The 13395-nt window shown below is 45.8% G+C and carries 11 protein-coding genes and 1 riboswitch; of the genes, 3 read left to right on the top strand and 8 right to left on the bottom strand.

Annotation, left to right across the window (positions count from 1 at the left end; genetic code table 11):
• Positions 1-701: 701 nt before the first annotated feature.
• Complete coding sequence (locus ACTIE6_RS03770) at positions 702-2090, bottom strand: OmpA family protein (RefSeq protein ID WP_439555354.1); 1389 nt, start codon at positions 2088-2090, stop codon at positions 702-704.
• Between the two features lie 73 nt (positions 2091-2163).
• On the opposite strand from ACTIE6_RS03770, the gene ACTIE6_RS03765 reads away from it, so the two are divergent.
• On the top strand, positions 2164-3048 hold the full coding sequence (locus tag ACTIE6_RS03765; RefSeq protein ID WP_439555353.1) for a DMT family transporter: 885 nt from the start codon (positions 2164-2166) through the stop codon (positions 3046-3048).
• On the opposite strand, the gene ACTIE6_RS03760 is transcribed toward ACTIE6_RS03765, so the two are convergent.
• Entirely contained in the window at positions 3045-3836 is a 792-nt protein-coding gene (locus ACTIE6_RS03760) for a PhzF family phenazine biosynthesis protein (RefSeq protein ID WP_439555352.1), read from the bottom strand. The two genes, ACTIE6_RS03765 and ACTIE6_RS03760, sit on opposite strands and share 4 nt — an antisense overlap.
• Positions 3837-3958: 122 nt before the next feature.
• Positions 3959-5509: an alpha,alpha-trehalase TreA gene (treA, locus tag ACTIE6_RS03755; RefSeq protein WP_439555351.1), complete on the bottom strand. Its 1551-nt coding sequence runs from the start codon at positions 5507-5509 to the stop codon at positions 3959-3961.
• Positions 5510-5741: 232 nt separating this feature from the next.
• A riboswitch (SAM riboswitch) is annotated at positions 5742-5849 on the top strand.
• 154 nt (positions 5850-6003) lie between these two features.
• Here treA and ACTIE6_RS03750 point away from each other — a divergent pair.
• On the top strand, positions 6004-7053 hold the full coding sequence (locus ACTIE6_RS03750) for a homoserine O-acetyltransferase family protein (RefSeq protein ID WP_439555350.1): 1050 nt from the start codon (positions 6004-6006) through the stop codon (positions 7051-7053).
• Between the two features lie 21 nt (positions 7054-7074).
• Here the strand turns inward: ACTIE6_RS03750 and ACTIE6_RS03745 are convergent, their stop codons facing one another.
• The 5 genes from ACTIE6_RS03745 to mobA all read right to left on the bottom strand — a co-directional run bounded on the left by ACTIE6_RS03745 (position 7075) and on the right by mobA (position 12085).
• A complete protein-coding gene (locus ACTIE6_RS03745) occupies positions 7075-7845 on the bottom strand; it encodes a glycerophosphodiester phosphodiesterase (RefSeq protein ID WP_439555349.1) in 771 nt (256 codons plus the stop codon).
• A gap of 113 nt (positions 7846-7958) precedes the next feature.
• Entirely contained in the window at positions 7959-10283 is a 2325-nt protein-coding gene (locus ACTIE6_RS03740; RefSeq protein ID WP_439555348.1) for an FdhF/YdeP family oxidoreductase, read from the bottom strand.
• Positions 10284-10285: 2 nt separating this feature from the next.
• Positions 10286-10654, bottom strand: a complete 369-nt coding sequence (locus ACTIE6_RS03735) for a DUF7009 family protein (protein WP_439555347.1) — start codon at positions 10652-10654, stop codon at positions 10286-10288.
• Positions 10651-11490, bottom strand: coding sequence for a formate dehydrogenase accessory sulfurtransferase FdhD (gene fdhD / locus ACTIE6_RS03730; protein WP_439555346.1), 840 nt, complete (start codon positions 11488-11490; stop codon positions 10651-10653). The genes ACTIE6_RS03735 and fdhD overlap by 4 nt, the downstream gene beginning before the upstream one ends.
• Positions 11483-12085 carry a molybdenum cofactor guanylyltransferase gene (gene mobA / locus ACTIE6_RS03725; RefSeq protein ID WP_439555345.1) on the bottom strand — a complete coding sequence of 201 codons (603 nt, stop codon included), beginning with the start codon at positions 12083-12085 and terminating at the stop codon, positions 11483-11485. The genes fdhD and mobA overlap by 8 nt, the downstream gene beginning before the upstream one ends.
• A gap of 73 nt (positions 12086-12158) precedes the next feature.
• Between mobA and ACTIE6_RS03720 the strand changes: the two genes are divergently transcribed.
• Positions 12159-13202, top strand: a complete 1044-nt coding sequence (locus ACTIE6_RS03720; RefSeq protein WP_439555344.1) for a hypothetical protein — start codon at positions 12159-12161, stop codon at positions 13200-13202.
• Positions 13203-13395 lie beyond the last annotated feature (193 nt).

Here is a 13395-nt window from a genome sequence, read left to right as displayed (position 1 = left end):
GGCAGGCAAGTAGATTATGTGTTAAAGGCTTTTTCCCCAGAGGAAATGATCGAATTACCTATATTCCTGGACAAGGCTGGCGACATGGTTACAACTTTTTGTACTTTGGGAATACAATCTGCAATGAACAATTATAACCAATGATTGTACATTTTTAAGAAAATATAATTATTTCAAGATGCTAGAATATTTGGTGTTTTTGAGATAATCCAAAATTTTATTAAATACAGCCTCTTGGAAAAAAGATAATGTTGCAAAAAGAAGTCCAAAATTGATATTTAATTCCCAATAAAATTTTGTTGCATTAAAATCAACAAGTTTGTAATTTCAAAATTAAACTTGATATTTGTATCACGGTTCGCGCAGGTTAAAATTGAATTAAACCATGATGCAAAACGGATTTGTTTTATATTTGTATAAATAAAACAAGAATTTGCCTTCCTCAGTCTCAGGCAGCTATAAAAGAGATGATACAGAGGAAACAGGTACGTTGTTAAAATCCTAGATTGATCTTTTTACCACAAATACAGTAAAAGTGATTAATCATTAAAAAAGGGAGTAGCATTAACAGCGACATTACTTTAGATATGCAGGCCGCCCGCAGGATCTTTTATTGACTGCAAACGGTTTAAGATATAAAAGAAAAGAAAAGGTTAAGGGTTTAGGAATAGTCAGTATAAAGCCATCTCAATGAGGTGGCTTTATCTTTTTACAGGCTCCGCCCAAATGTCTACCCGCCGGTTTGATCGCTTGTCTGTCTCCGACCTGTTCACCCGCTTCGGTTGTGCCGAGCCGTAACCGCTTCCCTCTATGCGGTCTGCTGGAATTCCCTTTCCGATTAAATGCGTTTTCACCGTTTCCACCCGCTTGTTGGATAGTTCAAGGTTCTTCTCAAAGTTTCCGGTATTATCTGTGTGGCCTTTCAACAGGATCTTTAAACCTGAATGCTTTTGAAAGTAGCCTGCAATGGAATCAAGGTCACTCAGTGACTGTCCGTCTATTTCTTCCGTTCCCTGGTTAAAATAAAGTGTAGTTAAAGGAGTAGTGTAAGTTTCCGGCGCCAGACTGATCAGCGACTTGATTTCCTCGTACCTGTTAGTGGTTTTTACCGCCACGCTTTTACTTTGGAAACCATCGGCCCGTGCCGAGATTTTGTAAGATTGATAAGGAGTCAGCTCGAAATTATAAACTCCCTCTACTGTCCTGGTCTGCGCCACGAGCGAATCATTATCCGATTTCCTCACCATTACCTCGGCATCGTTCACAGGTTTCAGGTTGCGCCCATCGTACACTTTTCCGGTTACAAGCGACATGTTTTTATTGCGGCCAGGCTTTTCTGCTACTTTTTCTTCCGGCTTCGGTTCGGGTTCTTCCTGTTTCGCAACTGGCTCTTTGAAGTTCTTGCTGATCGTCTGGTAGCTTCTTCTTACAAAAACCGGCGTCATTACGCGGTCATAAACGCGGATCAATGCAATCGAACCCGAGCTGGCTTCGTGGTTGGCAACCAGGTCATCCTGAAAGAAGTTAAGAACCTGGTCCTGGTCCAGCATTCCCTCACTTCCCGGATCTTTGAATTCCAGCTTCGACTGACCATTGATATACATCTTGATAGTCTTGGTATCGAAATCACGCGAGTACACATAATGCACATACTGATTGGCCCTTACCGGAGCTTTCTCACCAATCGCGAAATCATAGAAATTCAGTTTTCCATCATAAATGTAGCTTCCGTAATCGCTTTTGCGGTTTTTAAAATCAAGTACCCGTTTCCAGCTGTCGAGCTCCGTCATTTTGAAATAGATCTCAACAGTAAACGATTTGCTCAGAAATCCTTTCGCTTCCGTATTGTTAAACTGCAATCCGCTATTGTTCTCAAACTGATAGATCGTGCGGTTGAGGTAATCAGAGCCGGGAATTTTTTCTTTGATGTATTGGCCCGGCTGCCCAAGAACTTTCAATGCAGGCCCACCGCTTTCAATCGGATTGAGCCCGTTGTTAAAGTCGTACGTCCATTGACTTTGGGAAAATGCGGGCGTGTACCAGCTTGTCAGAAGAAATGCGAAAAGCAGTACACTTTTTCGAGTAATCATGCTCAAAAATATGAAAAGTGCCGGCGGAAGCCGAAATGCATCCTGTATTTTTGATCCATAATCCGTTTCGTGTGTGAAAAATATAGGTATTGGTTTTCTCTTTTCCATTTTGTGGTCCTCAGCCTCGGTTGCAACCAAATTCGGGGTACAATCTGCCCCTCCATTAGTATTAGCAAACGTTCGCTTCTTTATTGCAGGCATTTTGCTCCTTTCATTTTCTTATGCTTTTGGCAAAGGTTCAACCTACCGCCTGCCGAATAAAAAAGAATGGCAGCAATTGGCCGTCTTTGGTTTTTTGAATACAACGTTATATCTGGGACTCTACGTGTGCGCCATGAAATATACCGCTGCGGGCATAGGCAGCCTGGCAGTTTCCACCAATCCGTTGATTATCGTGTTACTATCGTCGTGGTGGCTTAAACGCAAGCCGCAGCGCGAAGAGTGGCTGGGGATTGTGCTGGGAATGGCGGGGATCGGCATTGCTACCTATCCTTTGCTGGCAAACAGCTTTACGACACTCGGAGGAATCACGTTGCTGCTCATCAGCATGGTAGCAGTTTCAGCTGCCAGCGTTTATTACGCCTCTGTCAATTGGGAGCTGCCTAACCTGCTGATCAATGGGTGGCAGGTATTTATTGGTGGGGTCTTGTTACTGCCCGCGACTTTCCTGCTCAGCGATCTGTCAGCGACAGTGTATGATCAGGTTTTCTGGGGCTCGGTATTGTGGTTGAGCCTGGCGGTATCAATCGTCGGGTTGATCTGCTGGTTCTACCTCTTACGCATTGATACCGTCAAGGCTTCATTATGGTTGTTTCTGTGTCCGCTATTCGGCTTCTTCTTCGCGTGGTGGCTGATGTCCGAACCAATATCCGGCTATACCATAGCCGGAACAATCCTTGTGATCGGCGGATTGTATGCGGGACAACGGACAAAACTTTCAGGAAAACGGGCTGCTTAATCAGCAATCAAAATTTCTCCTTTAAGGTACAGTTTCGCCTGGCCGCCGATATAAACGCGTTCCCCGTCCAGCTCGCATTTCAGGTAACCTCCTCTTTTGGATAGCTGTTTGGCGGTCATTTTGTTTTTTTCAAGCTTTTCAGCCCAGTAAGGAATCAGCGTGGTATGTGCCGAGCCGGTAACAGGATCTTCGTCAATGCCCGACTGGGGAGCAAAAAATCTGGACACAAAATCCACATCTTCTCCGGGCGCAGTCACGATAATGCCTCTTGCAGGGATCGTGGAAAGGATAATAATGTCAAAATCGAGGTTTCGTACAATATCCTCGGATTCTACCACGACCATATAATCTGTTTTTCCTTTATACACTTCCAGCAGCTGGGTCGTATTCAGACTTTCCGCAAGTGCCGGAGGTGGTACTGCCACGTGGTATTGATCTACCGGAAAATTAAGTGTCAGCCAGTCTTCTTTACAATCCACACGCAACTCGCCGCTCCTTGACTGGAACGATATCGTATACCCTTCGTAATTTTGAATATTAAAAATCACATAGGCCGTTGCCAATGTAGCATGCCCGCAAAGATCAACTTCAACCGAAGGCGTAAACCAGCGAATGTGAAAGCCGTTTTCGGTCGGAACGTAGAATGCAGTTTCAGCAAGATTGTTTTCTGCTGCTATATGAAGCATGGTTTCGTCCGGAAGCCATTGCTCCAATGGAACAACTGCGGCAGGATTACCTCCAAAAAGTTTATCTGTGAAAGCATCAATCTGATATATAGGAAGTTTCATTGGGGTTGGTCGTGTTAGTATTACAAGGTATTAAAAAAATATGCTATTGGAAGAAGGTCTCAGACTAAATTTTCAATATAATTTATTGGAATGATATAAATATTTTCCAGCTTCAAACGCGCCTATCTTTTCTTATTTTTCATTCTCAGATATACTCCGTTCGTCCAGCCGAAACCTTCCTGAACTTCATATTCGCCGCCGCCTGCAATTAAATTGGTGTTGGACACATTGTATTTTTCAAGCATTTTTCCTGAATGCTTAAACTCCTTTTCAATCAGGCCCAGCCACTCGGCAGACAGTTCATTGGCAGTCCGGTGGAAGTTGTAATTCCTTAAACCTTTATAGGCAATCCACTGCAATGGAGCCCAGCCATTTGGCGCATCCCACTGCTGTCCGGAATTCAATGTGGTAGTCAGCAACCCGCCCGATTTCAGAAAGTTAAGCCTGATGTAAGCTCTTACATAATGGGAATGCTGCTTGGGCGCGAGTTTGAAAAACAACGGAAATGTCCCGGCCAGCGTCAGCGCCTTTGTGAAACTTTGATTTTTAAAATCATAATCCATATAAAAGTTCTTTTCCGTATCCCATGAATACAGCTGGATCGCCAACTTACGGTCTATAGCCTTTCCGGTGTAAACCTGGTGCAACATCAGATTGCCGCTCAGCAAATAAGCTTCGGCAAGTGTTTGTTCCAGGTAATACATCAGACAGTTGAGGTCAACCGGTATAATGTCCGTCGTATGAATGGTAGAAAAGTCATTTTCATTTGAAAACCACCTGCTGCTAAAATCCCAACCTGATTCGGCTGCGGCCCGTATGTGGCGATAAATCTCTTCGGGTGCGGTCCCGTGATTTTCTTTTGCATGCGCCGCCAGTTCCACATCTTCGCGGTAAGATTCCGGCCGCGGTGCGGCTTTGTCGTCCCAATACCTGTTCAGCTTCATTCCGTTGGGAAGGTATACCAGCCGGCGGTAAGCTGTAAATGGTTCTCCGGTGCTGCTGCCCGAGTCCATCCAGTAATCATATTCTTTCTGCATTTGAGGCAGGTACCGCTTCAACACTTTCTTGCCTTCCATTTCACTGAAAAGTCTGACCATCAATGAAAAGAATGGCGGTTGGGATCTGGATAAATAATAGGTCCGGTTGGCTGTGGGAATGTAGCCGAAGCTATCAATGAGGTATGCGAAATTATCTATCATACTTTGAACCAGATCAGTTCGCCCGGCCTCTTTCAAGCCCAACAATGTGAAATAGCTGTCCCAATAATAGATTTCCCTGAACCTTCCGCCCGGAACCACATAGGAGTAGGGCAGGGGGATCAGCGAGCCACCGCGTTCCTGACTCTCCGGTTGCCGCGTCAGCACGGGCCACAGTCTCTTGATATGTTCCGAAACAGAGGCAGTTTTATCAGCCTGAAAAGTAGATGCAATGTGCGCAGGCAGGCGAAAATATTTTTCCACAAACGCTGCCATATCGAAATCGCCAGCGATTTTCTCCCGGTGGTACCGCTCGATAATCAAAACCGGATCTTCAAGCGGGATCGCATCTGCGAAGGTTTTTGAGTCCGGGAAAATGTGACTATTCTGTACGTCTTTGAAGAGGGTACCATAAAGATCCTCCGGTGAAACATGGGACTGTCCGTAAGTAAAAGCAGGTGCAATAAAACCGTACAAAACAAGCTGATTTTTGAGGGTTAATACAATAACACTGGCCCAATAACATCATTTTTGAGCTCCAATGCACTTCTATTTGCTATAAAAATTCAACGAGCTGACCTGTTCTTTTGTTCCTTTCAGTCTCTAAAACCCACCTGGCGCCGTCAATAGAATTTGGGAGTTTGTTTGCATTTTCCCGCCTCCCGGCTTAATATTGTACCATCAAGTCAATTGCTCCACCAAAGCGGTTGATTTATAAAGAAGAGGCGAGAGAATGGGCTCAATGAACCTCTGGCAACCTGCTACCAATGTGGAGAAAGGTGCTAATTCCCACCTAATTTATTAGGAGATATAAAATCAATTCGCGTGTTCTTACAGTTAGAAATTTCCGTAAGCCGAATGGCTTTATTCTCGCACCTGCAACTGAAAGGTATTTTTCAGATGTATTAGTCACCATGTTTTTGTCAAAAACGTGACCTTACTATTTTGTACTTAACTGTGCTTGCGCACCTATGCAGTCGGAACAAAAAATATTCAAACATCCCTATCCTTATTCCCTGGAAATGGGCGGCGAGCTGGCCGGTTTTGAGCTATCATACACTACCTACGGAACAATCAACCCGGAACAGAACAACATTATCTGGATCTGCCACGCACTTACCGGCAGCTCCAATGCAGCCGAATGGTGGGATGGGCTGGTGGGCGAGGACAAATATTTTAATCCCTCCCAAGATTTTATAGTTTGTGTAAATGTGCTGGGCTCGGCTTACGGTTCTACCGGGCCTCTTTCTATTAATCCCAAAACACAGAAACCTTACTTTCGCGATTTTCCTGTGATCACCGTTCGCGACGTAGTTGGTGCAATGGACCTGTTAAGGCAGGAGTTAGGAATCAGGAAAATCAAGATCTGCATTGGCGGGTCGCTGGGTGGGCAGCAGGCACTTGAATGGGCGGTTGAGGTACCCGATTTGTTTGAAGAGCTGGTACTGATTGCTTCCAATGCATTGCACTCGCCATGGGGAATTGCTTTTAACGAATCCCAGAGAATGGCGATCCAGGCGGATCCTACCTTTAAAGACGATAACCCGGAAGCTGGCGCGATGGGAATGCGGGCTGCACGCTCCATTGCATTACTTTCTTACCGGAATTACGATACTTACAACTTTACACAGGCAAGAGATAATCCCGACCAGATCGACGATTTCCGGGCTTCTTCCTATCAGCAGTACCAGGGTGATAAGTTTGTGAAGCGCTTCAATGCATATTCTTATTGGGTTTTGTCCAAAATCATGGACTCGCATAACGTGGGACGGAACCGGGGCGGGATTGTGCATGCGCTGGGTTTGGTGAAAGCCAAAACGCTGGTGCTGGGGATTAAGTCGGATCTGTTGTTCCCACTTTCAGAGCAGCAGTTTTTGGCACGCCACATTCCGGATGCAGTTTTTCAGGAGATAGATTCCCTTTATGGTCACGATGGTTTCCTGATCGAGTACAAGCAGCTTACGCAGGTGATCAGGGCGTGGCAAGAAACGAATGGACAGTTGGAAATGGCTAAGATCTAGCCATTTCCAGGTCACATTGTATTATTTAGAAATGCTGAGGAGCAATTCAGGTTCGTTGGTCGTAATGTAATCCACGTCTTTTTCCAGGAACCACTTCAATGCAGATTCGTCGTTCACAGTCCATACATTCGTAGTCAGCTTCTTAGCCTTCATCGCAGGAATGTAATCCTCGTTTTTCTTATAAACGTTGTAATGGTAGTCGATCCCGTCCAGACCTGCTGCTGCGATTTCGTCCGGCGTTTTGTCCCCGTTCAAGTATTCCACATGCGCTTTTGGTGCGAGTTCCTTCACTTTTTTACATACATCAAAATCAAATGCGATGTAGTCAGTGATCTTCTCGACTTTCAGCTTTTTCACCATTTCCACGCATTTGGCAGCCAATGCAAGTGATCGTTCCTTGCCCATTGAAGAGCTCTTGATTTCCAGGATCAATCTCGTCTTCTTCTGCTTCGCGCCGGCTTTCAGGTAAGCTTCCAGAGTAGGCAGCGATTCGCCATTTTCCAGCTTGATCTGCGATAGCTCGCTCGCATTGGTTTTTTCGATGTGGGTACCTTTAATGGTGTGATCGTGCAGTACGAAAAGCACGGAGTCCGCTGACATATGTACATCAAATTCGCTCCCGTAACAGCCGAGCTTGATCGCATGCTCCAATGCGCCTATCGAGTTTTCTGTCGCGCCGGTATGCTTCCACGCGCCGCGGTGAGCGATCACCTTGTTTTTGTTTTGTGACATTCCTTCGAATGCAGTCAAGCTCAAAAAACCTGCTGCAAGCATAGCAAATACTTTCTTCATTTTGTAAAAAATTAAACTGAACTAACTGGAAATACAAGTAAACCTGAACCAGGTACTACTGCTAAGAATTGCGAAAATTACGGTTTGTAAGTCTCAGCTGTATTAGGCAAATGTTAAGATTGCATTTGGGCATCCGTATGTTTCTCAACCGTTATCACTACCATTTTGGAAGTAGGTGTGTTGCTTTTCTCCGCCACACTGCCAATCGGTACCAGTACATTGGTCTCAGGAAAATAGGTGGCTGTACAGCCTTCCGGGATCGGGTATTCTACTACAACAAACTTCCTTGCAACCCTTTCCACACCGTCAAACCGGTTGTGCAGGTCTACCAGACTGCCGTTTTCCAAATGGCGCGCTGAGATATCCCGGCTGTTCATCAGAACAACCCGCCGTTCATTGAAGATACCCCGGTACCGATCGTTCAGTCCGTATACTGTTGTGTTAAACTGGTCGTGGCTGCGGATCGTCATCATCATCAGCTCACCCTCTTCCAGTTTGGTTTCAATTACCGGAGCGACATTGAATCGTGCCTTTTGTGAGTCTGTATCAAATTTTCCTTCACGGTTGCAGTTTGGAAGGTAAAATCCGCCGGGCTGGCGCACGCGCTCGTTGTAATCTTCAAAACCGGGTATGGTACGTTCAATATCCGCGCGGATCACGTCATAATCTGCAATGTAACGGTCCCAGTTGATCTGGCTCTTTTTCCCCAAAGTAGCCTTGGCCAGACGGACTATTATCTCCGGCTCGCTGAGCAGCATATCGGATATAGGTGGCAAAATGCCCTTTGACATCTGAACCACACCCATTGAATTTTCACACGAAATAAACCGGCTTTCGCCATCACGCACATCCTCGTCGCTTCTTCCGAGACAAGGCAGGATCAGTGCTTCTTCACCGTGAACGAGGTGGCTTCTGTTTAGTTTGGTTGAAACGTGGACTGTTAATTTGCAATTACTTAATGCCTGGGCAGTATACTGCGTGTCCGGCGTAGCCGAAAGAAAGTTGCCGCCCATTGCAAAAAATACTTTGGCGCGACCTTCGTGCATTGCTTTTATTGATTCAACTACGTCAAAACCGTGTTTCCGGGGTGGACTGAAACGGAAGTTACGTTCAATTGCATTCAGCAGGCTTTCGGATGGTTTTTCAAAAATCCCGACAGTCCGGTCACCCTGCACATTGCTATGTCCGCGCACGGGACAGGTACCAGCGCCGGGTTTGCCGATACTCCCTTTCAACAGGAGCAGATTAACTACTTCTTTAATAGTATCTACCGCATTTTTGTGCTGCGTTAAACCCATTGCCCAGCAAATGATGATCTTGCTTTTTGAAGCAAGCAATCGGGCTGTTTCTTCAATCTGCGCCAGCTCAATCCCACATATTCTTGCCAGCTCCTGCACGTTGAGCGTGTCCAGATGAGCGGTGAATTGCTCGTAGCCTTCGGTATTTTCACGAATAAAATCCTGGTCGAACACACTGCCCGGATTTCTCCTTTCTTCTTTCCATAGCATAAACTCAATGGCTTGCAGCAAGGCAAGGTCGCCATTGATTTTGATATGGAGGAAAAGGTCAGTGAGTGTGGGATTGATGCCCAAAACGCCGGTTACCTTCTGCGGGTTATTGAAACCCATCAAGCCGGTTTCAGGTAATGGGTTAATTGAAACAATTTTGGCGCCGTTTGCTTTTGCTTTTTGCAGCGCGGTCATCATACGGGGATGGTTTGTGCCCGGATTTTGGCCCAAAATCATGATTACTTCTGCCTGGTGCAGATCGTCCAGCTTTACGGATCCTTTTCCGATACCCAGCGATTCAGTCAGTGCGACACCGCTGCTTTCGTGGCACATATTGCTGCAATCGGGCAAGTTGTTCGTGCCATATTCACGTACGAAAAGCTGGTATAGAAATGCAGCCTCATTGCTGGTACGACCGGAAGTATAGAAGATCGCTTCGTCCGGCGAGGCAAGTCGATTCAGTTCCATTCCGATCTTCGTGAAAGCTGCATTCCAGGTAATAGGCTGGTAATGCGTGCCTCCGGCGGGTAAATGCATTGGCTGGGCAATGCGGCCTTTGCTGCCTATTTCGTGATCAGAAAGCTTTCCAAGTTCAGCAACAGAATGTTGGGTAAAGAATTCGGGAGTCAGTTTTTTAAGCGTTGCTTCTTCCGCCACAGCTCTTGCTCCATTCTCGCAGTACTCGGCGATTCCCGAACGTTCATCATCAGGATCGGGCCAGGCGCAACTTGGACAATCAAAACCGCCTTTTTTATTGAGGCTAAAAAGTGCCTTCATACCGCGGTTCACGCCCGCTTCCTGTACTGTTTTTTCAAAACTGGAAACCACAGCAGGAACGCCGGCGGCAACTTTCATGATAGGACCTTTTTTCAGGCCGGTGAGTTGGTCCGGGTTTTCAGAGCCGGGAATGATTATGGGCTGGTCTTCCATGGTCAGCAGGTTTGATTTGGATTTTCGTAGTTGTCCGACTGATCTTCTGCATCATTATCGAGACATTTAAAATCCTTTTCTACAAGGATATACAATGAATCGCCTCCATTCAAAGGCATGTGAGAATCTGTTCCGACCACATTGTTGTCAGCCCACGTTTTGGCGAAGCTTTCGGGTATATAAATGGTGATCTGCTGGTTTTCAAAGGAGGCGGAAAGTGAATCCGTGTCAGGCAGGCTTTTCAATGCATAAGTCAGCTGACCTTGCGGGAAAGTTGTTTTTTCTTCCAGGTAACCCTCGGCTGCCAGTTGCGCCACATCGCTTTTTGACAGTCGGTACCTTACTTTATTTTGTTGGATTCGAATTTTCATAGACCTGAAATCCGGTGGAAACCGGTGTAAACATTAAACCTATCTTTTTTTAAAAAACCTGCGAGTGTGATATTGTTATCCTCAGCCAGCTGCACTGCCAGGCTGGAAGGCGCACCAATGGAAACAACCATTTCTATCCCAGCCATCAATGCTTTTTGGATTAACTCAAAACTAGCTCTTCCGCTAAGCAAGAGTATGTTACCTGCGAGCGGGAGCTGGTTGGACAAAAATGCAGCGCCAATCAGCTTGTCCAATGCATTATGCCGGCCCACATCTTCGCGCAGATGCAGCAGGTTTCCGTTTTGATCAAAAAGAGCTGCTGCGTGCAATCCTCCTGTCTCTTCAAAAACGCGCTGACTACCCGAGATCTTGCCGGCAAGTCCGAATAGTTCCTCGTGCGTTACGACCATTGTATTTTCCAAAACATATCGGGAGACCGTTTTGACAGCCTCGATACTCCCTTTTCCGCAAACACCGCAGCTTGATGTTGTATAGAAATTCCGCTCCGCATTGTGCAGGTTTGGTTCGCAGGAATCAGCCAGCGTTACCAAGACCAGATTTTCTTCAAAAACCGAATTCTCTACCTTTTTGATCTGCCTGAGATCATGGATAATGCCTTCTGTAAAAAGAAAACCTGCCGCCAGTTCGTGATCATTTCCGGGTGTGCGCATCGTAACCGAGATATTTTGCCAGGTAGCATTCCCATTCTGCCGGAATGCAACCCGGATTTCGAGCGGTTCTTCTACCGCGAGGAAATCATCATTAATCTCTATCCCAGCACTGGTCACCCGCCTGATTTGCCGGCGCATTACAGCAGCAGGTTGTGTTTTAACCATTGTGAATGCGGTTTATAAAAACTTGCATCTCTTCAAAATCTTCCATAGTATCTACACTCTTCATCGCATTTTCGGATTTGGGGAAGAACTTTCGCGCATTGACTTTCCGCAGCAGCGATTGAAGTGAGAGATCCTTGTTCTGATAATGATTATCCAAAATCTCACCCATTTCGCACGAATACCACGCAAGCAGCGGCTCAAACTTTCCATCCCCATTATAGAACGCAGCGGCCCTATCCTCTTTCCCGATTGAGGTTAAAAAAGAAGAAATATCCTCCATTGAAAGCAATGGATAGTCGCAGCCTATGAATAGGAAATCCTTTCCCGGAAATGTCTTGAATGCAGTTAATAATGCAGCAATGGGGCCACTATTCGCATATTCGGGTAAGTCGGGCAGTTTTTCATATTGTGTTTCCAGATGCGCCATTTGCCGGGTATTGCAAGATAGTACAACCTTTCCGCAGCAATCTTCCAAAAGATCACCCACGTGCTCGTATTGGGGTTTATGGTGGTAAGTGAGCATGCTTTTATCTTTTCCCATTCGTGAACTTTCACCCCCGCAAACCACAATTCCGATCAGATCTGTGCGATTCATTTCCTTTAAATCTGTCTTGTTTTGCCAAAAACGTCGCTTGATACAATCAATTAATTATGCGTAACTTCCTTTTATGGAAAAGGGTGATGTTAAAATATTAAAGAAGAAGCCGATCTACCCGGTGAGTCCTGAACTACGGAAGTACCTGCGTTTCTATCAGCGCGATGCCCGTCTTCCGGTAAGTTACCATGATTTGCTCAATTTTTATGAATCCTTTCCGGTAATGGACAAGAACGGGAAGGATACTTTATGGGAAAGTCCGCTGTACCCGCCGCATGAAATTGACCGGCTGCACAGTGGCCTCAAAAAAGCATATGCAATGCTCAAAGCGTCGGGTAACCTGCGGATCGTGGAGCACAAGTACATCGACCGCATTGACTATTGTAAATTTGGAAATTCCAATCCGTTCAGGATCAAGATTGTGAACAGGCTCAATGATATTTACGATTATTTCTACGTCAAAAAAGCCGACGCGTCGCGGATTTATGGTTTGGAGCTGGAAGAAATATTCTCGCCCAATCAGGTTAACTACCTCGTAGACGGCGATTCGCTGGTGGAAGAGCATATTGCCGGAATACCTGGTGATGAATTTGCCAAAACCCGCCTGCGGCATACCGATTATAATCCGATCCGCATTGCCAAAGAGTTTGTGAAGTTCAATGAACGCTGCATGATTACACTGCTAGGCGATATGCGCTCGTACAATTTCGTCATGCAAATCACGCCGGACTTCGACGATTTTCAGTTCCGTTTGCGCGCGATCGACTTTGATCAGCAGTTTTACGAAGGCAATCTGAAAGTGTATATGCCGCAATTTTTTAAGGAAAACCTACCTTACGTAGAGCTAGCCATGGAGTACCTGACGGATAAAACGGTACTGCAATACCAGCAGGAAGAGCAATCTTCCATTATGTACCAGGCGCGGAGCGAGCGTCACCGGTTGCGGGAGTTGCGGGATGTTTCAATCAAAGATAAAATCTCAACTGCCGATAATATTCATCAGCTGAGAGACGGACTTTTCATGCATTTTAAAGACGCACATTACCGGCATTGTGAAAGCATGACGGAGATTATTGAGCTGAATATCAAGAACATTATCAGGCAGGTTATCTCGTAAAAGTCTAAATGTGACCGGTCAGCAGCCTGCCGCTCTAAACAATTCACTACCTTTGCGGAACCGTTGCACAGCATTAGTCTGTTCAGCGGTTTCATATTTATATCAACAATCGGAAGGCATTCAACCTTCGGCAGATTACTACCATGAGCAAACACGGCAGAATTCTTGTCGCCATGAGTGGCGGCATCGACAG

It is taken from the genome of Dyadobacter sp., assembly GCF_051859145.1.
Classification (GTDB): Bacteria; Bacteroidota; Bacteroidia; order Cytophagales; family Spirosomataceae; genus Dyadobacter.
The sequence above is the reverse complement of the archived record's forward strand: the minus strand, read 5'-3'. Positions and strand labels throughout refer to the sequence as shown.